We start from the raw sequence: 22403 nt of genomic DNA, 5'->3' as shown, positions 1-22403 counted from the left end.
CTTCAGGCCACTGCCCAAACCTGCCAACCATTGGTATCATTCAGCCATCTTAAAAAACCAACAACAGGACCACCATGCTCAGCTTCCTGCCAGCTCCCGTTATCGGCGTCATCAGTTCCATCCTCCTGGGGCTGAATACCCTGTTCTGGTGCCTGCTTCTCTACATCCCGGCGATATTGAAGCTGATTATTCCCCACACCGGTTTCCGGGTTCTGTGCACCAAAGTTATTATCTGGATCGCCGAAGCCTGGGTTGCCTGCAACACCGGCTGGATGAAACTTACCCAAGGCACGGAATGGACCGTCCACGGCGCCGAAAAGCTTAAACGGGAAAGCTGGTACCTGGTGTTGAGCAACCATCAAAGCTGGGTCGACATCTTCGCCATGCAGCGGGTGTTCAACCACCGTGCACCGTTTCTGAAGTTCTTCCTCAAGCAACAACTGATCTGGGTGCCGGTCATAGGGTTGGCCTGGTGGGGGCTGGATTTCCCGTTTATGAAACGCTACACCCGTGAGTACCTGATCAAGCACCCTGAAAAGCGCGGTGAAGATCTTAAAGCGACCCGTACGGCCTGTGAGAAGTTCCGCTACACCCCGGTGAGCGTGATGAATTTCGTTGAAGGCACGCGCTTTACCCAGGCCAAACACGACAAGCAGAAATCAAAATACACCCACCTGCTGACGCCCAAGGCCGGTGGCGTGGCCTTTGTGCTGGATGCCATGGGCGACTCCATCGAAACACTGGTGGATGTCACGATTGCCTATCCAGGGGGCGCTCCAACATTCTGGGATTTCATGTGTGGAAGGGTGAGTAAAGTCGGCATGGAGATCGACACAGTTACCATCCCGGCGCACCTGAAGGGCCGGGATTATGCCACTGATGCAGAGCACCGAAAAAACGTGAAGAACTGGCTGGCAGAGCAGTGGCGTGCCAAAGATGAGCGGCTGACGCGTATGCTCTCCAGCCGCTCTGCTGATAATACCTACTGAGACGAGGCAAGGGCCGTCGCGAACTCAGGATAAATCTGGCTGGTCGCTTGGATGACGTCGCTGAAGTTTGGGTCTGATCCGTACTCTGATTTCAGGTATCGGGCCATGTCAGTCAGTGACCGGAAACTCATGTCGGACGTTGCTCTGACATACTCCCATCCGCCGATGCTCTCAATGGCGGTACTGCGACCAACGTCCTTGCCGACCTTTGAGCCGACCATGCCGCCGATAAAGCTTCCAAACGGCACGGATTCAAGGGCTTTGTTGGCGGCATAGGCGCCCGCCACTGCTCCTACCGCACTGCCGGCGGTGGCGCCAATATTGGCATTCAAGGCCTTGTTCACCCATTCGGCGGTTACACGGTCGCTGGTGTAAGGGCTCATGAAGTTGCCGGTATTGTCGTGGATGACCAGGCTTTTCCTCGCTTTGGCTTCGGCCTTGTGTTTCAAGTCAGCTTGACGTTGCTTGACCAGAAGGAAATCGCTTTGTGTGGCTAAGGCGCGTTGAAGTGTCACCTCCCGGGGTTCGCTATTGGCGGCATTCAGCAAGGTTAACTGGAGCTCCGTGCCTGGTGTTCCGCGAATCAGCCACACGAGCTGACTGAGTTTGAGATTATCCACCGGATACGGTTTTCCATCCAGAGTCGGGCGGATGGCGATAATCTGATCACCAACGGCCAGTTGTTCACTGGTCGCTGCCGGGCCGTTCGGCGTCAGCCACGAAACAAAGAAGCCTTCCTCTGTTTTTTCCAACGAAGCGCCGATAAGACCGTCGCCGGGTTTGTCTGCTTCCGGAATAGGATGGCTGCTGACGTCTGACGGTAAGAACTGACCAATGTCGTCCTGACACCACCATGTATAGGCAAACGATTCGGGGCGCACCGTTACGGCTGCCTGTTCCGGGTAGATTTTTATCTGCTCTCCCGCCGAGTCCAATCGAACGCACTGCGTCAGACCGGCCCAAAACAGTTGGTTACTCGACATGAGCGCGGGATCGGTGGGCGTCTCAGGTTTACTGGCGCAGCCACCCAGCGCAACGACGATGGGAAGCAGGAGCAAGGTAGGCTTCAATTGGAACGTCATGAAACAACAGTCCTTCTCAGGTTAGGTCGGGTATTGAGCGTTAGCGGGCAACGCTTGCCAGGGTTTGGAGTGCGAGTTCCCCTCCGATTTCATCCAGCGTGAACGTGTGCTCCACTTTCTGGAAACCATGGTCGGTTGCTTTCCATTGACGAGCCTTGTCCTTCTCGGGAGGGACACCGTTGGAACTCAACATGGCGCGAATCGAACCGTTGTGAACGTCCAGTACTTCAATTTCGAACCGGTCATCGGCGATTCGGCGGAATACCAATAGCATGTCAGCGTGTTCACCCAGTGCTCGCATCTCGAGACGGCGTTGATCCGGCGACAGGCGTGAGAAATCGCCGGTTTCCAGGGCATTGTCGGTGATGCGCATGATCGCATTTCGGTCCACCACGGTGACGCCGGCTTCTGTCAGTTGGCTGACCAGACCGCTCTGCAGTTCAAAGGCGGGGCTTGCCGGGCCAGTCGTTCGGTTCGAGCGGTACTCTCCCTGCGCAGCGATCTGGCTTTGCCCCTGCAGGTCGACGTTGCCGTCCGGAACGTTGCCTTTCAGCGAGCCCCGAGCGGATACTACGCCCCGGGTGCTACTGCGCCAGTCACTAACCTGATCGTCAAACGCCCGGTTCCAGAACACGGCCACTCTGGGCGTGTTGCCGTCAAACGCTGCGCGGAAACGATCGAGTATCGCCTCCTCACTTTCCAGGCGTTGGGGGGCCGAGCGCTCATTTTGTAGATCGCTATCGGTCAACGGCTTCTGCGCCGGCGCCATCATCGGTGCCGCTTCATGACTCTGGCTGGCGGCCAGGCTGAAGCCCGGTACGAGCGCACAGAATACAATGGCGAGATGTTTCATCAGTTCAGCTCCCGTACTTCCACGCGGTACTGCAGAGGCTGCGCGGTGGTAGACAGTTCGCGGTAAGTAGAGAGGCTGTTGGCAGGTACGGTGGTTCGTTGCCAGTTAGGCTTCACATCAGTCGGTACGCCATCCTGATCGAAGAACTGGGTTCGGGCTTCAACCTGATAGTCATAATCGGTGTGGTTACGCAGGACGGCGTATACCTCGGTTGTGCCCGTCGCGGTTGCACGCTGACCATGCTGAACCACCGACAACCGATAGCGCTCACCGTCGCCGAACAGGCCGCCAGACCAAGTGCGCTTCAGATTATAGTCGCTGAATACCACGGAATTCATGGTGACTGGCGCCGTGCGCTCAGTCAGATCGGTGCTGTCAGAGGGCAGGCTGGTACAGCCCACCAGCAGACCGAGCCCCATGGTTGCTGCGGTCAATGTTTTAACGAGAGGGTTCATTGAGTTTCTCCTGGGTTCGGGCGACGGGAGGTGGCAAAGGCCAGGCCCGCCCCGCGACCATCAAAATGGAATGAGGTTGAGTCAGTGAGCCCTGGGATAGGCTGATCGTACTGATCGAGGAAGCGAACGACGACTGGCTCCCCCTCGGCAGCGGTCACCGGTATGACATGAATGGTGTCTGGCAGTCCGGCCCAATAGCGTATGTCGGCACGGGTATTGGCGGAGGCTGACAGACCATCTGCGGCCACGCTGATCAGGCTCACAGCAGCGAAACCGGCACCCAGTGCACCACCGGCCGCGGCACTGGCACCCGCCAGTATGCTGTCCTGACTGACCGTGCTCAGGGTCGAGCCGACGGCTCGGGTATTTTCCTTGAACTGGATCTGACCTTCCACGATACGGTCGATGGCGCGTCCACCCCGGGTTGAGGCCTGGAAAAAGACATCTTCCATGGGGTAAACCGACGACCACTCTTCGCCATTCCTGACTTCGGCGCCAACATCCCGGAAGTTCTTGCCCCGTCGATACACCAACTGATAGTGACCAACGCCGTCACCAAGTTTGCGGGGCGATTTACCGGTTTCGACAATCAGCAGAGCATTGTCGTTGGCCCCAGGAATGGGGGCATCTGGCCGGTAAAGCTTGAGCTCTTCAAAATGCTCTGCGGCCAGTTGGTCACTGCCCATTTTCTGTGCGGACCAGCCAGCAAGGTATAATAGCAGTGCGAAATCCGTGCTGTTCTGTTCTTCCTCTGCAAAGGCATCCTGCAACAGGCCGGCCAGAAAACTGGCGCGGGCGTTGCCATAGTCGCCGTCTTCCAGGTAGATCAGGCCGAGGTAAAAATACACCATGGCCCGTTCGTAGGGTTCGCCTTTGAAGTCTTTCTCCGCTTCCTCGTACCAGATGCTTCGTGCCTTTCTGGCGGCCTCGGAATCGGCATAGACATTCTCGATCTCAAGCCGGGCCTGGGTCAGCGTGTTCTTCGCCTCGTCCCGATAGCCGGCCCGGTAGGCTTTGACCCCGATTTCCATCAGGTTCAGCACCTTGTTGCGAGGACCCTCTTCAAACAGGTTCTGGAAGTCAGCACGCAGAGCGGCAGGCTTGCTGTTGATCAGGCTTTGTTCGGCAGGTGCGAGCGCGGCCCGGTCATAGACCTTGGGGCCAGACGCGCAGCCAGCGATCGCGCCGGCAAGAATTGTGGCCAGCGCAGGCTTTAACAATCGCTTATCGATAGACCACATTGTCCTTGGCCGCCTTTCTCATTTCATAGAGTCCGCTCCACACGATGGTGCCCAGTTCAAGATCGACCATTTCGAAGCTGATCTGGCTGTAGCGGGATTGGGTTCCGGTGTCGCGGTCGATGGCGTCCAGCGACGTGATACGGCCACCCATGCGGAAATCGGCACCGGCCTGCGCGGCAGTCTGGCGGATCGTACCGCCGTCGACGGCGCCGTCACGCTTCAGGTCGCGCTCTTTCTGGACCATGTCGGAGAAGTGGCGACCCACAAAAACCATGCGGCCGTTGGCGGCTCGATTCAGTTCGATGCGCAGGCGGTCGGTGAGCATGTTGGTGTTGACCACCGAGGTGCTCTCGTTCTTGATGTACTCGTTGTCGATGATAATGCGAGGCGGTGTAGAGCGACCGGTCAGCATCGGGTTGGCCAGCATATCCCGCATCATCTGGTCGGTGACGGCAACAACGTCCTGGCTTTCGATACCAACGCCGCCAACTCGGCCAGTGCTGGAAACATCTTCGTAGACCGTGGGTTTACCTTTGACGTTCTCGATGTTTCCGGCGCATCCGGACAGAACCAGAGTCGCCGTTGCCAGGGCGCAAGCCGTTGTGAGTGCAGTTTTTCTAAGCATTCCATTCTCCATTTGATGTTAGCGGACTTGCGCGAGGGTCTCGGCCAGTTCGGGATAGATCTGTCGGGTGGCATCCATGGCATCAGCAAAGTTGCCGGTATGGCCGTATTTTGCCTTCAGATAGCGAGCCATGGACGATATATCGTCAAAGCTGCGGTCGGAAGTGCTGCGAATAGCTTCCCAGCCGCCGGACGCGCTGATCGCGGTTTCACGGCCAATGCTCTTGCCGACTTCGGCGCCAACAGTACCGCCCAGGAACCCCCCAACAAACGGCACCTGTTCGAGAGCTTTTTCACCCAGATACGCACCGGCTGCTGCACCGACGCCGGTGCCAACGGTTGACCCGATGTTGGCGTTAATGGCGGAGTTGACCCACTCGGCCAGCACGTCGTCGCTGGTGTAGGGGCTCATGTATTTGCCTTGATTGTCCTTGCGCACCAGTTGTTCGAGGAGCTCTTCCTGGGTTGGAATCCGGATGTTGCCGTTTTCGTCACGGAGTTTGCCGGTATTCGCCGCAGCCAATAACTGGGCCGATGGGGCCTCATTAGTCATGCGATCCACCAACCCCTCGGGGAGGCCAGCGTCCTTGAGCACTTGGTGGTGAGCCCGGGTCATTCCCGTGTAGTAGCCGGATTGAATGGGCTGATTTGGGTAGGCGTTGAGCATCTGCACCAGCAGTTGATCTGCGTCGACGCCCTGAGCCAATCTGGTTTCCAGGTCGATGCCACGCAGGCTATCAGGGCCGATCATCCACGCTTGATAGCGAACCGGCAGGAGATCGGTGTAACCGGGTATATTGCTGTTGGCAGCATGGTAAGCGAGGGTGTCGGTTTCAGGGGCTTGATCGATCAGCTGCAGGATGGCAGAAGGCCGGTAAACGGAGTTTGCGCCGGGGCCGGTTAGGTAGGCTGCAATTTCTTCGGTGGTTTGGGGATTAAACTGCTCGAATTCGGTGCGCTGCTGATCGATAGTGGCCAGAACGTTGTCCCTGTGATAGTCAGTAACGTAGGCTTCGGCGACGGATTTCTCTTCTTCCTTATCGCCCAGTGTACCCAGAAACATCATCGGCGTCGGGAAGTAAACAGAGAAATAGCCGTCGATAGAGTAATCGACACGGCTTTCCAACAGCGTTTCTCCCTGCCAGGTCAGAGAGAAGACGTCTGCATAAGGTGTTTCGTCCTTGATGGGGACCAGCGTCAGCGTCAAGATGTAGCCAAGAAAGCTCAAACCATTTAAATCGGGTGTTCCAGCCATTTCCGTTGTGCGGGTTACGACAACCTCAGGGACATCAGCGGATTCCGGAACCAGCCAATCAGGACGTTCGTCTCCGACAACGGTGAAGGGGACTGTCCCGGTGTTATAGGATGACGAGGTGGGGGCACTCACACTGTCGGGATCAAATCTGTAGGTTTGGCAGCCCGTAAGCAGGGTTGCCAGAGACAGGCCAAGGAGTGATACGCCTGCCCGTTTGATCGAGGACCGTTTTACCTTTGAGGTGGAACGAGAAGGACTTAATGTCATCCCTGATACCTTATATGTGTTGATTTAAAGGTGGTGTCGATAACAACGACACTCTGTTAACAGGGTAACTGTATAAACAATTTTTAATGACAGTGTTAGGCTCGGAAGGTCGCGAGGCAGGGGATCGAGTTAGAAATACGTCGCGGAAAACAAAGAGTCCGTTGCGTAAGCTATTAAAGCATAAGCCTCTTTTTGGAAAAGAGGCATGAAATATATAGAAATGCAAAAAATTGCAAGATAATGTTAGCCCGCCTTGAAGGAAGGTGGTTGGCGGGATCAGTGACAGGCCAAGGACGAACGCTTATGAAGATGCTCGGACAGAACTAATTGCTATCCTCGTCTTCGATTTCGTCCGGGTGCTCTTTCTTGTAGCGCTCCCACTCTTCCCAGTCATGGGGTGTGCCAGCATGAGGGCGCTTCAAGTGCTTTGCGTGTTCCATCGCATTGTGGCGCAGGCTGTGGTCGCGCTCCTCTTCTTCCTCTTCGAAGCCGTACTTCTTCAGGAACTCGGTTGGGCTGATAGGCATCCGGATTCACCTCCGTAACGAATAAGTGCCCGCTTATTCACTAAGATGGCGCTCCGGAGCCGGATTTTCAAGCCTCGTCGGTGTTCGCAGGCTCGCGGCCTTCAGTCGGCGCATCCACCAGATTGAACTGGATCTGCTTTCTTTCGTCGTCGACGCCGGAGAAGGTCACAGTCACGGGTTGTTCCAACTGGAACGTACGGCCGTTTTTGTTGTGAACCAAGCGCAACGTAACGGGATCGAAGCTGAACTTACCTTCAAGTGTCTTACAGCTCACGAACCCTTCCAGGCCGTTGGCGTCCAGCCGTACAAAGAACCCAGCAGGCGTTGTGCGGCTGATCACGCCAGTCATCGCGTCCTCGCCAAGGGTTTTCGCAAAATCGCTCTTGAGCCAGTTTTCAAGGCTGTTGGCTGCTTGGCGGGCGCGGATCTGGGTCTGTTGCAGTTCGGCCAGTTGGTCATCGTTGAGCTCGTTCAGCGATTCCTGCCACAGGATCGACTTGATCAGCCGATGCACGTGGAAGTCGCTGAACTTGCGAAGTGGCGACGTGAACGTGGTGTAGGCGGCCAGCCCCATGCCCTGGTGGGGGGCCGGCGTGAACGACAGCTCGGCGCGGGCAAGCTGGCGGGAAATAATGGCTTTGACAGGAACCTCTGCGTCCAGCCCGTCGGTCTGCTTCATCAGGTCGCGGAAGCCTGCGGCGCTGGTGGCGTCGATATCGGCGAGCTGTGGGGCATAGCCTTCCAGCAAGGCGCGGACGTTGTCGGTGCGGTCGTCCCGCAAACCGGGATGCTGGATAAACAGCCCCTTGTCACGTTGCCCCAGGAAGTCGGCCGCGCAGCGGTTGGCGGCGATCATGCATTCTTCCACCAGGCGATGGGCCTCGTTCTGAACCGAGGGCTCGATCAGCCGTATCCGGCGATTCTCGTCCAGGCGCAGCCGGAATTCGGGGCGGTCACCGTTCACCAGTGCGTGCTCGTTTCGCCATTTGCGCAGAGCGGTGGCGATCTGGTGGAGCTGGTCGAGGCTGTTGGAAACGGTATCCGGAAGCGCCTTGATATCGTCGTCTTCCCGGCCTTCGATCAGGTTGGAGACCAGTTCATAGCTGAGTTTGCCGTGGGAGCGAATCACTGCCTGATGAAATTGATAGTCGCCGAGGCTGCCATCGTTGTTCACCTGAAGGTCGCAGACCAGTGCCAGGCGCTCGGTGTCCGGCATTAACGAACACAGGCGGGTACTGAGGGTATCCGGCAGCATGGGTAGTGGTTCGCCGGGAAAATAGATGGCGGTGGCGCGGCGAAAGGCCTCCTGCTCGGCAGGGCTGCCCGGCTCGATAACAGCCGTCGGGTCGGCAATGGCAATGGACAGTTTCCAGCCAGTGGCGTTGGGCTCTGCCAGCAGGGCATCGTCCATGTCCTGGGTGCCGGGGCTGTCGATGGTCACATAGGGCTGGTCGGTGCGATCGTCCCGGCCTTCGCTTTTTGCGTCAACGGTTGATTCATCCAGCGCACTGGCCTGTTTCTGCACGGCGTCGGGCCAGGTGTCTGGCAGGTGGAAGGTGGCAACGGTGAGTGCGCGTTCGATGCCGGTATCACCGGCTTTGCCGAGGACCTTCAGGATCTTTGCCTGGCCTTTGCCATCCTTGATCGGATGTTTGTGAATCTGGCAGTAGATGTAATCGTCGGGCTCGGCACCCTGGCGTTCTTTTGGCGGTATGAAGATCCAGCGGTTGATGCCGGGGGTTTCCGGCACCACGAAGTGGCCTTTACCTTTCACCAGATAGCGACCAACGAACGTGTCCAAACTGGTGTCCAGAAGCTCGTCGATCATGCCCTGGGTCTTGCCCTTGTCGCCCTCTTCCTCGGTGATCTTGACGCGGTCACCGGGCAGCACTTTCTGCATTTCTTCCGGTGGCAGGAAGACGTCTCGCCCCTCATCCAGCGCAACAAAGCCGAAACGCCCATTGGTGGCTTTGACGGTACCCGGAAAGACAACCTTGTTTTCCTCGATATTGGTTTTCAGCTGGCGCAACTGGCTGAGGGCGTCGGCATTGAGCATGAACAGAACCTGGCTGGATAAAATTTGAGTGTCGCTGCGGAGTATACCGGTTATGGCGGTATGAGTCAGACCATGTTACGCGGGGTTAATTTCCTGGCCTGATCCATCCGTGATAAGCACTTTGTTCCGCCCCTGCTGTTTCACACGGTAAAGCGCCTGATCGGCCTGTCGCAGAATGGTGTCAACGTCGTCACCGGGTTGGCAGAGGTACCCGCCCACGCTAACGGTCACCGGCGTGCCGGTGCGAATGCTGTCCCTTTCGATGGTTTCGCGTATCCGCGCGGCAATCTGGCACAGCGTATCTTCATCGCAGGGCGAGAGCACCACCACGAATTCGTCGCCGCCCCAGCGGCCGGGGTGGTCGTAGGGCCGCACGCCGGCCTTGAGCCACAGTGCCACGCGGCAGAGAATGTCGTCACCGGCCTGATGGCCAAGCTCGTCGTTGATGGCCTTGAAGTGGTCAATGTCCAGCCAGATCAGACCAAAGCCCGTGTTCTGTCGTTTTGCCCGCTGTATTTCTTCATCCAGGGCTTCGTCCAGACCACGGCGGTTCTTCAGCCCGGTAAGGGCGTCAACACGCGCCAGCCTGTTCAGCTCGTCAGTACGTTGCGCAACCTTCCGTTCCAGTTCGCGGGTTGAATGCTCGAGGGTGTCGGTCATTGTCTCGAAATGACTGGCAAGCCGGCCGATCTCGTTGTCCGGTTTTTCCAGGTGCGGAAGCGCAAAGCTGCCACCTCGAACCTTCTCAACCGCACTCTCAAGGCTGACGAGGGGTTTGAGGATGCGCGAACGGATAATCAGATGGAACAGGATCAGGGTGACCAGCAAACTGGTCAGGAACACGGCAACCAGAGGCCATAGGTAACTGCGGGGCAGGAGCGTTTCAAGATCCAGCAGGGTGATCTCGAACCAGCCGATGGCAGGCAGGAAGGCCACGCCAGCCAGGTGTTTTCGGCCGTCCACGGTCACAAAGCTGCTCTCCACGGCACCGGTGGCGCCGCCCCGGTTTTTCAGAAGTTGCAGCATGCCGAGCACCTTCTGCTTGTCTTCCGGGTTATCAAACAGCAGGTCGACGGTGCTTTTCTGGCCTTCGGGTTTGATGATGCTGGCAAAGTCGATGTAGTTGCGGTCGCGGTAGAGCTGTATCGCGCCGTTGTAGTCCACGAACAGGGTGGTGATCCCCTCCTGGTCGATATCCACGATATCCTGCAGGAACGCGTCCAGGTCCAGGCCGGTACCGACCATGCCGACGATACGATCTTCCTCATCCCGCATTAGCACGTCGATCCAGAGTTTGGTCACACCGAGCTCGGTATCGGGGTTTACGTTCAGATGAAAGTTGCGGCCTTCCTCAATCAGTTGGAAGAACCAGGCATCTTCGGGTTTTTCGGGGTCCAGGATGTAGCGGAACTGATCATTCGCAAATTCGTTGTTGGCATTGTTGTAGTAGTAGCGGCGGGAATCACGGAGGGCGACGAAATAACTGTTGTCGCGGAAATTGCTTCGGAAGCTTTCCATTTCGCGTATGGCGTCGCTTTGTAACGCCTTATCTTCCGGTGAGGTAGCCCAGTTGACCAGCGTGGAGGAGTCGGCCATCTGGCGGGCGAGCCCGATTTCCCGTTCCAAGGATTGCAGCAGGCGGGCGCTGTCATAGCGCACCTGTATTTCGGCAACCTGCTGCCCCCAGCGCTCGATGATGTCGTCTGAAAGCTCACGATACGCGAGCCAGGAGGCGACTGAGGCGATGATCATCAGAGCCGCTGCCAGGCCCAGTAGTCGGGTTTTCAGGCTCAAAAGCTTTCCTTATGCACAGTCTGGATCTATCTGGAAGGTATGATAGAGCAGGCATGGCAAAGTGTGTAGGAAAACTAGTTGTGTTCTGCGAAGACTTTGGTCTGGCCGCTGTCGTTGAACATCAACACCTGATAGTGGTCCTTGCGATCCCCCACTTCCATGCCGGGTGAGCCAGCCGGCATGCCGGGCACCGACAGACCCTTTGCTTTCGGGGCCTGGGCGATCAACCGGTGAATGTCGTTGGCGGGCACATGACCTTCAATCACATAGTCGCCAACAAACGCGGTGTGGCAACTGGCGAGTGACGGTGTCAGGCCGGCGTCGATCTTTATCGGATTCAGGTTATTGGTTTCAGTGACTTCCACCTTGAAACCATTTTCCTTCAGGTGGTCCACCCAATCCGTGCAGCAACCGCAGGTCGGTGACTTGTAGACATGGATGTCTTTCAGCCCGTCTTCGGCCTGTAACTGACCGTTCAAGCCGACGGTTGCGACAAGGCCAAGGGCCAACAGTTGTTTTTTCATGATGTTACCTCAATGATGATGGCTGTGATCGTGGTTTGGTTCTCCGCCGCCAGAGGGTGACAACCAGAACCACCAGACGATGGCGGCCATCAGGATCAGTCCTCCGGCATTGACCAGAAGTGCGTTCATTGGTTCCCCTCCTTGCCTGCGTTACTGGTGGTTTTGAACAGTCGCAGCCGGTTGGCGTTGGTAACGACCGTGACCGACGACAGCGACATCGCGGCGCCGGCCAGTATCGGGCTCATCAGAATCCCCCACAGTGGGTAAAGCAGTCCGGCCGCGACGGGTATGCCCAACGAGTTGTAGGCAAAGGCGCCGAACAGGTTCTGATGGATGTTGCGTACCGTGGCCCGGGATATCTCAATGGCGTCGGCAACGCCGTGGAGAGAGCCCCGCATCAGCGTAATACCGGCGCTTTCAATGGCGACATCGGTGCCGGTGCCAATGGCAAAGCCAACGTCCGCCGCTGCAAGGGCAGGCGCATCGTTGATGCCGTCGCCTACCATTGCCACGGTATAACCTTTGCCCCGCATCTCGCTGACGATGGTGGCCTTGTCTTCCGGCAGAACTTCAGCGCGGTAATCGTCGATCCCGGTTTTCTCGGCAATGGCCCTGGCGGTGCCGTCGACGTCGCCGGTCACCATCATCACCCGGATGCCTGCGTCGTGCAGTCGCCGTATGGCGGCTTCCGAATCCTGTTTCACCGCATCGGCAACGCCGACCACTCCCAGCGCCTGATTGCCCAGGGCCAGGAACAGTGGGGTTCCGGCCTCGGCGGTGATGGCATTGGCCTCCTCCTGCAGTTCGGCCAGATCAATGTTCTCGCTCTCCAGCCAGCGGCGGTTGCCCAGGCGCGCGGTTTGTCCATCCAGCTCGCCCTGCACGCCTTTGCCGTTGAGGGCTTCGAAGCGGGTGACATTGTCCGGCGTTGCCCCTTGGTCCTTCGCCTTCGCCATAATGGCTTCGGCCAACGGGTGCTCCGAGTGTTGTTCCAGACCGGCGGCCAGGGCCAGCAACCTGCCGGTATCGCCGTCGGTGGCATGAAAACGGGTGACGGCCGGGTGACCCTCGGTAATAGTGCCAGTCTTGTCCAGGATCACCAGATCCAGCTTGCCGGCCGTCTGCAGGGCGTCCCCCTGGCGAATCAGTGCGCCGTATTCGGCGGCCTTTCCGACGCCCACCATCACTGACATAGGCGTGGCAAGCCCAAGGGCACAGGGGCAGGCGATGATCAGAACTGTTGTCGCGGCCACCATCATGTGAACCACGGCCGGTTCCGGCCCGACGTTGTACCAGACCAGTGCCGATACCACGGCAATCAGCATCACGCTGGGTACGAAAATCGAGGAAATCCTGTCTGCCAGGCGGCCGATAGCGGGCTTGGAGCCCTGAGCCTTTTTCACCAAACGGATGATTTGTGCGAGGGCGGTTTCGCTGCCGACGCGGGTGGCCTTGTAGATAATGGAGCCATGGGTGTTGATGGTGCCGGCGGACACTTCGTCGCCCTCGCCCTTGCTGACAGGCATGGGCTCGCCGGTGAGCATGCTTTCATCAACGCGGGTGCTGCCTTCGGTAATCTCCCCGTCCACCGGGAGTTTTTCACCCGGACGAACGCGGATATGATCACCCGCCCGAACCTGTTCCACCGGCAGATCTTGCTCCTCGCCATCACGGATTACGCGGGCGGTTTTGGCGCGCAGGTCCAACAGCCGGCGCACGGCTTCCGAGGTCTTGCCCTTGGCGCGAAGCTCCAGTGCCTGCCCCAGATTGATCAGGCCGATAATCATCGCCGACGCCTCAAAATACACGTGCCGTGCCATTTCCGGCAGTGCATCCGGGATGCTGGCTACCGTCATGGAATAGACCCAGGCAGTGCCGGTCCCCAAGGCGATCAGCGTATCCATGTTGGCATTGTGGTGCCGGAACGCTTTCCACGCTCCGGAGAAAAAGTGACCACCGGTGACAGCCATGACGCCCAGGGTGACCACGCCAAGGGTCAGCCAGATCGGTTGGTTCTCGCTGGTCACCATCATGGTGCCGAAACCCATGCCCCAGATCATCAGGCCGAGACCGAGTCCCAGACTGACAGCCATCTTCACCAGCAGGGTCTTGTACTGCTTACGATCCTCCTCCTGCTTGCGGTCGTCCGCCGCGTCAGGGTCTTCGATTTGGCTGGCTCCATAGCCGGAGCTTTCCACCGCCCTGATCAGAGCCTGAGGGTCAGCATGCCCGGTCGCTGTGGCAGTTCGGTCGGCCAGGTTCATGTGAGCGCCGGTGATGCCGTCCACCGACTTCAGGGCGCTCTCAATCGTATTCACGCAGGAGGCACAGTTGGCGCCGGTAACGGCCAGTTGAATCTGGCCGTCGTTCAAATCGGTTTTCTCATTCATCGAGCCTTACTCCTTCCAACCGTCGTCCGGCAGGGATTCATCCCAATGTTCAATCAGCCTGCAAATCGTGTGTCCGTCCGGTGTGCCGTCCGGCATATCCTGCCAGGCGGACAGCGCGGCGGTCATACGACTACGCAGTTGCTGTAACTCGGCAATCTCACGCTCCACTTCCACCAGCCGCTGCTGGAACACGTCCCGCACCATCGGGCAGGGCGAATGATGGTCATCTGCCTGCTCCAGAATCTGTCGTATTTCCGGCAGTGAAAATCCGAGTTGCCGGGCTTTGCGGGCAAATCGAAGGCGACGCAAATCCTCAGAATCGTACTGTTGATAATTGTTGTCGGGGTTCCGGGTAGGTTTTAGCAGTCCTTCCCGGGTGTAGAATCTAACCGTATCCGGATTTACACCAGCGCCTACAGCAATCTCTTTAACTTTCATAAGCCAGATCGCTACCAATCAAGTTGATCGAGTGGGTGGCTGAACCTTCTTCCGAAACTGTGCGGAGCCATGGATGGCGTAGCCCAAGCGTACATGGACGTATTTACAGCGTGTTTCGGAAGAAGGTTCAGCCATTCACGAATGGCACCCAAGTATGAGTGCTGTTGATACAAAGAATAGCTTAAAACCTGTGAGCTACTCACAGGTCAAAGGTTTTTCAGGAAGAGTTTTTAGCGCGCAGGAAAGTGCCACAGGCTTTGCACTGGTCCGGGGCCATCAGCTTGGCCTGCCAGCCAATCTTCTGCCCACAGGCGGGACATGCAAGACGCAGTTGCAGAATGATAATGGGGGTAACTAAAGCGGCAATCAGAAGCCCCAGCGGCCCCCAGCTGTCGCCACTGGACAGCCCGAGCTGGCTACTGAAGACCAGAACAATGACCAGCGAGAAGAACGCGAAAATAAAGTAACGCTTGTTCCAGGCTTCCCACCGTCGCAGACGGACATCCTGTTCCGCCGTCAGATACTTTGAACTCATGAGGCCCCACCTTGAAAATGAATACGGCAATAGTGGTGAATTGCGGCACTCATTTCAATCAGCTACCAACCGGCGTGTCGATATCCAGCAAACCAGCAGTTAGCGCTCGCTCCAGTTCACCTGCCGGAATCGGGCGGCTGATCAGGTAACCCTGAATCAGATCGCAGCGGTGATTCTTGAGGAAAGTCAGCTGCTCATGGGTTTCCACGCCCTCCGCCACCACCTGGATACCCAGGTTATGGGCCAGGTTAATCACCGCGCGGGTAATCACTGCGTCGTCGTGGCGCTCGGTAACGTCGGTAATGAAGGAGCGGTCGATCTTCAGCAGATCCACTGGGAAATCCCGCAGGTAACCCAGCGAAGAGTAACCCACGCCGAAGTCATCAATGGCCAGGTGCACGCCCAGCTTGTGTAGCTTGGTCAGCTGGTTCAGGTTGTGCTCGATATTCTGGATGAAGATCTCTTCGGTCAGCTCCACCTCCAGCCGGCTCGCGGGAACGCCATTGCTTTCCAGCGCTTCCTGGATATGGTCGACAATGCTTTCGTCATCCAGTTCGCGCCCAGAGAGATTCACCGCGATGCGCAGATGGGAGTAGGGGCCTTTCTGCCATTTCGCCAGTTGCCGACAGGCGGCCATGACCACCCAGCGACCAATGTCGGTAATGCGGCCGCTTTCCTCCGCCAGGGGAATGAAGTCCACTGGTGGCAACAGGCCACGGCGAGGATGCTGCCAGCGTATCAAAGCCTCCACGCTGTTGATGGACGAGTCGTTGAGATCCAGTTGCGGTTGGAAATAGAGCACGAACTCGTCGTTGGCCAGCGCGTGGTTAAGATCCTTGTCCAGTTCCAGGCGCATGACCTCCCGGTCCTGCATGCCCTCGGTGTAGAACTGGTAGGTATTGCGGCCCTGTTCCTTGGCGCGGTAGAGCGCCACATCGGCATTGCGCAGCAAGGTATCGGCATCCAGGCCGCTTTGAGGATAGACAGCCACGCCCATAGTGGCAGTGATGCTATGTTCCTCACCCTGCACGGCAAACGGCTCTTCAAAGCATTGCTTGATCTGGCCAAGCAGATTGATTACATCATCAATGTTTTCAACATGCTGCTGGCACACCATGAACTCATCGCCGCCGGAATAGGCCACCATCACTTTCTCGTCGCTCAGGGCATTCAGGCGTTCAGCGACTTTGATGAGCAGTTCGTCGCCGAATTGATGGCCGAGAGAATCGTTGAGCGTCTGGAACCGGTCCAGGTCGATCATCACCAGCGCTGCCTGGCGCATCTGACGGTCAGCGATGCTTAGGGTGTGCGCCAGGTCTTCCATGAAAAAACGGCGATTGGCGAGGCCGGTCAGGGCGTCTGTCGTTTCCAGGCGAGCGAGATCTTTTTGCACCGCCTGACGTTGGCTGATTTCCGCATCCAGCTCCCGGCGGGTTTTCAGCAGTGCATGGTTGCGCTTGAGAGTCAGCTGCACCAGGAGTGTGGTAAGGCTGGTCAGCAGGCCCATGAACAGCATCACGATGAAGGTCACAAATGGCCAGCGGCTGCGTTGTTCCTCAACCCACGAGATGGAGGGGGTTACCGCCAGTGTCCAATCGAGTGTTGGCAGGTCAACATCCAGGGTGCGGGAGAACCTGGAGTCTGTTTCCATGGAATCGTTAAGCACGTAGGCGGGGTCGCCTTTTTCCCGGATTTCGATGTGGAAGGAGGTCAGGGCGCGGTTGGAAAGCATGTAATTAGCCAGGGTTTCCATCCGGAACACTCCGGCAATAAAGCCGTTGTTGGCGTCACCGGTGGATATGGGCGCATAGATGACCATGCCCTTGCCGCCCTGCTTCAGATCAATGACGCCAGATATATCCAGATCACCGGTCATCTGTGCTTTCTGAAGCGAAGCACGCCGCTCCGGGGAGAAGGCCACATTGAAACCAATGGCGTCTTCGTTACCTTCGATCGGCACCATCCAGCGGATGACATAATCGCGGTCAATCCACTCGATCGCCTGGTAGACGCCAAAATCTGACAGGTATCGGCGGGCGTCTTGCTCCCAGATTTCTTTTGGCGTGTCCGGTAAGGCTTCAAATCGTTTCGCCATGCGGCTGATGGAGTTTGCGTGAACACGGAATTCCCGCTCCAGCCGCTTTGCCATCGAAGTGGCCTCGCTGCCAAGATTGGACTGGATTTGGGTGTGGTCCTGTTTTTCGATGCCGTACTGCAGAACCAGGGCGATTCCCAGGAACACCAGGAAAATCAGTGCCGGAAACGCCGGGTTCAGCAATCCCCTCACGAACAGGGTTAGCGCCGATGCAGGTTTGTCCACAAAATGCTCCGGTTGATGAGGTGAGTGACTAACATATCGGCCGTATTCATCTAATTATGAGGGATAAACGCTATGATCTGTTACCAATTGCTGAATCCTTCCCTTCAGTGAAATTCCGAAAGCACCATCCGGCAACGGATGGTGAATCGCCTGCTGCTCATCGGTTGTCGGGTTTGCCAGGTCAACGATTCGGGGAGGGACCGGCTTTTTGTTGGCATCCATCAGTATCTCAATCCTGGGTTTGAGTTTTTTACCCGGGTGCACGGTCACGATAAGGGCCACTTCCCCGCTGTTGAGCTCCACCAGTGTTCCAGGTGGATAAATGCCCACCATGCGAATAAAGGCTTCTACCATGTCAGCATCGAACTGCCGGCCGCGATTGCGGTATAGAACGCGGATGGCGTCAGATGCCGGAATTCCGTCGCGGTAGCAGCGGTCACTGGTCATGGCATCGAACGCGTCAACGATGGAGACCAGTCTGGCAAAGCGGCTGATCTGCCATTCCTCCAGTTGTTGCGGATAGCCGCGGCCATCCAGACGCTCATGGTGGTGACGGGTCACGTCCCCGATAATCGGATCCAGCTTCGGGTCAGAGCTCAGCAGCTCATAGCCGAACGTCGTGTGCTGTTGCATGATCGCATATTCAGCCGGGCTCAGAGCGCCAGGTTTATTAAGAATTTCGTCAGGAACCTTAAGCTTGCCCAGGTCGTGAAGCAGTCCGCACATACCGGCAATTTCCAGGTCCTCGTCGGGCAGTCCCAGAAAGCGTGCGAAGGCAACGGTAAAGATGGCCACCCGCAAACAGTGTTCCGCGGTATAGGCGTCGCGGGACTTGATGCGGCTCATCCAGAACATTGCACTGGCGTTGGCTTTGATACTTTCCACGCATTCCCGGATAACCGGGCGGGCGTCTTGCAGGTTCAGGTCATTGCCCCGTTCAATGGCAAGGGTGATCTGTTCCACGAATGCCTGGGTCTTGCCCCATACCTGGTTGGCGCGGGGGATCTCTTCCGCGAGGGAGCGGGTTTCCGGAAGTGGGGTAGCCGTGCGCTGTTTGTGACTGGTGACCCTTGCCAGGGCCTCAGCCAACACTTGCTCGTCGCCTTCAACCAGCGCCCATTCGCAGTACTGACGGAGTATGCGAGCCTGGTGGTCGTTCTCAAGAGTGAAACCCTGGAACAGTACGGGCACTTCGATCCAGGGTCGGTCCAGCTTGACGATGCGCATGCCGTAAGTCAGCAGATCGACGGGCAGACGGACGCGCTCAACTCTGGTTTGGGCGTCAGGGTCAAGCAAACCTGCCTGCGAACGGGCAATCGGTTTTCGTGAAGGTGGTGTGCTGGTTTTACGTCGGAACCACATGGCTCTGCCAGTCTTCTGATTGTCTGGCTAGATTATGGCAGAAGTGCTGTCTTCAGAACAGGCGGGGGATTTCCTGCTTGGGACACCGGTCCATGACCACTGATATGCCAGCGTTTTCCGCTCTGCTGGCCCCGGTTTCGTTGATCACACCAATCTGCATCCAGACAACCGGAATGCCCTTTTCAATGGCGGCATCGATAACAGGGTCGGTGTGGTTCGGTGCAAGGAACAGGTCGGCCATGTCGATTGTCCCGGGAACGGATGCAAGATCGGCGTAGACGGTTTCGCCCAATAGCGTCTTGCCAGCCAGCCGCGGGTTTACAGGGATCACCCGGTAGCCACGTCCCTGCAGGTAGGCCATTACTTCATGGCTGGGGCGGTGGGGTTTGTCACTGGCGCCCACGAGCGCAATCGTGCGGACGGTTTCCAGAATTTCGCGCAGTTGTTCAGGACTGTTTCGGGACATGCGATATCAACTCTTCAGGAATCCCGGTGTGCCTCAAGGCGAACGGACACCGACTCGGCATAGCGTAGCGCATGGGGTTTGTCGATTTCCACTGCCGCCCAGTGAACCGCTTCGTGCTCCATGACAATACTGAGCACCTCGTGGGTCAGCCGTTCCAGCAGGGCAAAACGGTTGCCGTCCACGTGGCCGATGATCTGCTTGGTAATGGTGCGGTAGTTCAGTGCCGCGCGAATGTCATTCTCGTTGATGGCGGCCGCGGCATCGTAGGTCAGGCAGACGTTGATCAGCACATCCTGCTGGTTGTTGATCTCTTCTTCCTTGATGCCGATATAGGCGCGCAGCAGCAAATCCTTGATGCGTACGGTTGCCTGGTGATTTCCGGTCACTGCAGTCATCTGGCCTCCTGGTCAACAATGGATGTTCAGCGATCCCGAATCAGGGTCAGGAACTCAGTGCGCGTGGCTTGCGACCTGCGGAACTGGCCCAGCATCATCGAGGTTTTCATGCGGGAATTCTGCTTTTCAACGCCACGCATCATCATGCACATGTGTTGGGCTTCAATAACCACAGCCACGCCCTTGGCGCCGGTCACCGCCTCAATGGCCTCGGCGATTTCGCGAGTCAGGTTTTCCTGGATCTGCAACCGGCGAGCGTACATGTCGACGATACGGGCAAACTTGGATAGGCCCAGCACCTTGCCATTGGGCAGGTAGGCAATGTGACATTTTCCGATGAACGGCAACATGTGATGCTCGCACATGCTGTACAGCTCAATGTCCTGAACCACGACCATTTCGTCCATGGCGGACTCGAAAACCGCGTTATTGACCAATGTATCCAGGCTTTGCTTGTAACCCTGCGTCAGGAACTGCATAGCCTTGGCTGCCCGTATGGGGGTGTCCTGAAGTCCCTCGCGATCAGGGTTTTCGCCCAGGCCTGCAATGATCTGCTGAAAATGGCTGGCCAGGTCGTCGAGCTTGTTGGTCATAGTCGCTTCCGGTTAAATGAATCAGTTCAGGGCGAAAGCTTAAGGGAATTTGGCCGCGCCCTCCAGATTTACGACCACACAGGGCGAAAAGACCACCCCGGAACGCTCTGGTTCGCAAATTGTCGGACCAGATCTGGCAGGGGCGGTTGGTTTGATTTAGAGTTTCAGTCTCAGGCTGGTTTCAGGAAACCGCAATGGAACAGGTAATACCGGGAGTTCGGGGTGCCGCCCCCGGCGCAGGGAATGCGACACTGGAATGGTGGCAACAGGAGGGCAAGTGGTTTTCCTATGGCGGCCACGCGATCTTCAGCAGAATGGCGGGCCAGGGCGATCCCGTGGTTTTGCTGCATGGCTTTCCGACGGCCAGCTGGGACTGGAGCCGGCTGTGGCCAATGCTGCAGCAGCATCACAGCTTGTTCACCCTCGACATGCTGGGCTTTGGCTTTTCCGATAAGCCGGCACTGTACGACTACAGCATCGAAGACCAGGCCGACATGTTCGAGGGCTGGATCGCCGGTCTGGGATTGAAGACAGTCAGTCTGTTCGCCCACGATTATGGCGGCAGCGTGGCCCAGGAACTGTTGGCCAGGGATCAGGAAGGGTTACTGCCTTTCTCCATTGCCCGGGTCGGCTTTCTCAACGGCGCCCTGTTTCCGGAAGTCCACAGCCCACTGTTAATTCAGAAGCTCCTGGGCAGCCCTCTCGGTGGCCTGATCAGTCGCGGTCTCACCCGTCGTACCTTCGAACGCAACTTCCGGCGTCTGTTTGGCCCGGAGACCCCGCCGTCACGGAAAGATATGGATGACTTCTGGTACCTGTTGACCTACAACAATGGCCGCGGAATTCTGCATAACCTGATTCACTTCATGGAAGAGCGCCGTTGCCATCGTAACCGCTGGGTGGGTGCCTTACAGAAGGCAGAACAGCCAATGAGGCTGATCTCGGGTGTGGCGGACCCGGTGTCCGGTTCCGCTATGGCCAGACGTTACCGGGAGCTGGTGCCGAACGCGGACGTGGTGAGCCTTCGCAACGTCGGTCACTACCCTCATTTCGAATCTACCGGTGAGGTGTATCGGGCGTGGCGGGACTTCTGCAAGCAGTCGGAGTAAGGCCCGAGGTGCTACAGGTCGTTGGCCAACGCTTTGTCTTCAGTATCTTCGGGTGGTTGCTCGTGCGGTCTCCTGGCGGCGCTGACTACTTGGTTACGGCCTCTCGCCTTGGCTTCGTAGAGTGCCTGATCCGCCCGGTTCAGCCAGACCGACCAGGTTTCACCCTTGCCGACTTCCGCCACACTCGCGCTGGCTGTGATCTGTATCCCTTCTACGAACGGGCGGGCACTGATGCTGGTCAGCAATTCCCGCGCGACTTTGTCAGCATCCTTCTGGCGGGTTTCCGGTAGTACCAACATGAATTCCTCACCGCCAATACGGAATAGACGGTCGCTCTCTCTCAGCCGCCTGCCAATCCGCAGTGTCAGCTCCTGTAGCACCTTGTCACCGGCCAGGTGGCCCCAACGATCGTTGATCATCTTGAAGTAATCCAGATCCAGCAATATGAGACTGGACACTCGCTCGTATCGCTCACGCATCTGGATCTGGCCGTTGAGAATATCCGCCAATTGCGAGCGGTTGAGGCAGCCGGTCAGGGGATCGGTGGTGGCCAGGCGAGTCAGCTCGACCTGCAGGCGGCCCACCAGCCAGGCAAAGATCATCACGAACAGGCAGGTCAGGCCGAGGGAAAAGGTGATACGCCAGAAATCCGCTTCTGGAAACGTAATAAACGACACAACGGACATGCTGACTACAAACACGATATTGCTGGCGGTGGCCTCCTTCAACGGAAGCAAAAAAAACAGTGCGGCGGCGGCCGGGTATGCCCAGTACAGCCCGGCGTGGCCATTGATCAGGGTGGAGTACACCGCGCAGACCACTGCCAATGTCGGGAACAGGCGCCCCTGGAGAAAATAGACACCGCGGAATCGAAGGAATGCAATAACGGCCACTGCATTCAGGCAGAACAGAATAAGAAGCGATGCCAGCAGAACATTGCCTTTTTGCCATTGCACCATCACCAGCGGAGCGACGGCAATAAAAGCCCAGAAATGCAGGTGATAGACGATCTGACGTTTAAAACCAATCACGGCCAGGGTGGGGTTGGTGGCCAGGTTGTCTGTAGTGGCAAGAGGATTCACAGCACACTCCCGCTGTTTGTGGTGGGCCCGCATTCCTTGATCCGGG

At 57.5% G+C, this 22403-nt stretch carries 21 protein-coding genes; 2 read left to right on the top strand and 19 right to left on the bottom strand.

Translation table 11 applies throughout. The features are described 5' to 3' along the window. Positions 1-74 precede the first annotated feature (74 nt). A complete protein-coding gene (locus tag AAGD24_RS19215; RefSeq protein ID WP_379866008.1) occupies positions 75-989 on the top strand; it encodes an acyltransferase in 915 nt (304 codons plus the stop codon). Here AAGD24_RS19215 and AAGD24_RS19210 read toward each other — a convergent pair. The 18 genes from AAGD24_RS19210 to folE form a co-directional block, all read right to left on the bottom strand. Next, the gene (locus AAGD24_RS19210) at positions 983-2071 is read right to left on the bottom strand and encodes a S41 family peptidase (RefSeq protein WP_075194679.1); all 1089 of its coding nucleotides are present in this window, start codon (positions 2069-2071) and stop codon (positions 983-985) included. The genes AAGD24_RS19215 and AAGD24_RS19210 overlap by 7 nt on opposite strands. Before the next feature lie 40 nt (positions 2072-2111). Continuing rightward, on the bottom strand, positions 2112-2924 hold the full coding sequence (locus tag AAGD24_RS19205; RefSeq protein ID WP_136633694.1) for a hypothetical protein: 813 nt from the start codon (positions 2922-2924) through the stop codon (positions 2112-2114). Beyond that, positions 2924-3379, bottom strand: coding sequence for a YcfL family protein (locus AAGD24_RS19200; RefSeq protein ID WP_379866006.1), 456 nt, complete (start codon positions 3377-3379; stop codon positions 2924-2926). Before AAGD24_RS19200 ends, AAGD24_RS19205 begins: the two co-directional genes overlap by 1 nt. Next, on the bottom strand, positions 3376-4620 hold the full coding sequence (locus AAGD24_RS19195; RefSeq protein ID WP_075194682.1) for a hypothetical protein: 1245 nt from the start codon (positions 4618-4620) through the stop codon (positions 3376-3378). Before AAGD24_RS19195 ends, AAGD24_RS19200 begins: the two co-directional genes overlap by 4 nt. Further along, complete coding sequence (locus tag AAGD24_RS19190; protein ID WP_075194683.1) at positions 4604-5245, bottom strand: penicillin-binding protein activator LpoB; 642 nt, start codon at positions 5243-5245, stop codon at positions 4604-4606. The genes AAGD24_RS19195 and AAGD24_RS19190 overlap by 17 nt, the downstream gene beginning before the upstream one ends. A gap of 18 nt (positions 5246-5263) precedes the next feature. Then, positions 5264-6631, bottom strand: coding sequence for a carboxyl-terminal protease-like protein (locus AAGD24_RS19185; protein ID WP_379866004.1), 1368 nt, complete (start codon positions 6629-6631; stop codon positions 5264-5266). Between the two features lie 458 nt (positions 6632-7089). Further along, positions 7090-7293 carry a hypothetical protein gene (locus tag AAGD24_RS19180; protein ID WP_085678484.1) on the bottom strand — a complete coding sequence of 68 codons (204 nt, stop codon included), beginning with the start codon at positions 7291-7293 and terminating at the stop codon, positions 7090-7092. A gap of 67 nt (positions 7294-7360) precedes the next feature. Beyond that, entirely contained in the window at positions 7361-9349 is a 1989-nt protein-coding gene (locus AAGD24_RS19175; RefSeq protein WP_379866002.1) for a ribonuclease R family protein, read from the bottom strand. Between the two features lie 75 nt (positions 9350-9424). Beyond that, positions 9425-11143 carry a diguanylate cyclase gene (locus AAGD24_RS19170; protein WP_379866000.1) on the bottom strand — a complete coding sequence of 573 codons (1719 nt, stop codon included), beginning with the start codon at positions 11141-11143 and terminating at the stop codon, positions 9425-9427. Positions 11144-11217: 74 nt separating this feature from the next. Continuing rightward, positions 11218-11667 (bottom strand): DUF411 domain-containing protein, encoded by a 450-nt coding sequence (locus tag AAGD24_RS19165; protein WP_036211433.1) that lies wholly within the window; start codon positions 11665-11667, stop codon positions 11218-11220. A gap of 125 nt (positions 11668-11792) precedes the next feature. Beyond that, complete coding sequence (locus tag AAGD24_RS19160) at positions 11793-14057, bottom strand: heavy metal translocating P-type ATPase (protein ID WP_379865998.1); 2265 nt, start codon at positions 14055-14057, stop codon at positions 11793-11795. 6 nt (positions 14058-14063) lie between these two features. Further along, positions 14064-14495 carry a MerR family DNA-binding protein gene (locus AAGD24_RS19155; RefSeq protein ID WP_199448358.1) on the bottom strand — a complete coding sequence of 144 codons (432 nt, stop codon included), beginning with the start codon at positions 14493-14495 and terminating at the stop codon, positions 14064-14066. A 217-nt stretch (positions 14496-14712) separates the two neighbouring features. Next, on the bottom strand, positions 14713-15030 hold the full coding sequence (locus tag AAGD24_RS19150) for a hypothetical protein (protein ID WP_036211429.1): 318 nt from the start codon (positions 15028-15030) through the stop codon (positions 14713-14715). Between the two features lie 58 nt (positions 15031-15088). Further along, complete coding sequence (locus AAGD24_RS19145) at positions 15089-17350, bottom strand: EAL domain-containing protein (protein WP_075194691.1); 2262 nt, start codon at positions 17348-17350, stop codon at positions 15089-15091. A gap of 54 nt (positions 17351-17404) precedes the next feature. Further along, on the bottom strand, positions 17405-18712 hold the full coding sequence (locus AAGD24_RS19140; protein WP_379865995.1) for an HD-GYP domain-containing protein: 1308 nt from the start codon (positions 18710-18712) through the stop codon (positions 17405-17407). A 52-nt stretch (positions 18713-18764) separates the two neighbouring features. Next, the gene (locus tag AAGD24_RS19135; protein ID WP_228209987.1) at positions 18765-19178 is read right to left on the bottom strand and encodes a CoA-binding protein; all 414 of its coding nucleotides are present in this window, start codon (positions 19176-19178) and stop codon (positions 18765-18767) included. Between the two features lie 14 nt (positions 19179-19192). Further along, positions 19193-19573, bottom strand: coding sequence for a dihydroneopterin triphosphate 2'-epimerase (folX, locus tag AAGD24_RS19130; protein WP_036211420.1), 381 nt, complete (start codon positions 19571-19573; stop codon positions 19193-19195). 26 nt (positions 19574-19599) lie between these two features. Further along, positions 19600-20166 carry a GTP cyclohydrolase I FolE gene (gene folE / locus AAGD24_RS19125; protein ID WP_075194694.1) on the bottom strand — a complete coding sequence of 189 codons (567 nt, stop codon included), beginning with the start codon at positions 20164-20166 and terminating at the stop codon, positions 19600-19602. 194 nt (positions 20167-20360) lie between these two features. Between folE and AAGD24_RS19120 the strand changes: the two genes are divergently transcribed. Then, positions 20361-21275 (top strand): alpha/beta fold hydrolase, encoded by a 915-nt coding sequence (locus AAGD24_RS19120; RefSeq protein WP_036211414.1) that lies wholly within the window; start codon positions 20361-20363, stop codon positions 21273-21275. Positions 21276-21286: 11 nt separating this feature from the next. Here AAGD24_RS19120 and AAGD24_RS19115 read toward each other — a convergent pair whose 3' ends face one another. Beyond that, complete coding sequence (locus AAGD24_RS19115) at positions 21287-22390, bottom strand: diguanylate cyclase (protein WP_051947084.1); 1104 nt, start codon at positions 22388-22390, stop codon at positions 21287-21289. Positions 22391-22403 lie beyond the last annotated feature (13 nt).

It is taken from the genome of Marinobacter sp. M5B (assembly GCF_042604615.1).
GTDB classification, from domain to species: domain Bacteria; phylum Pseudomonadota; class Gammaproteobacteria; order Pseudomonadales; family Oleiphilaceae; genus Marinobacter; species Marinobacter salarius.
The sequence above is the reverse complement of the archived record's forward strand: the minus strand, read 5'-3'. Positions and strand labels throughout refer to the sequence as shown.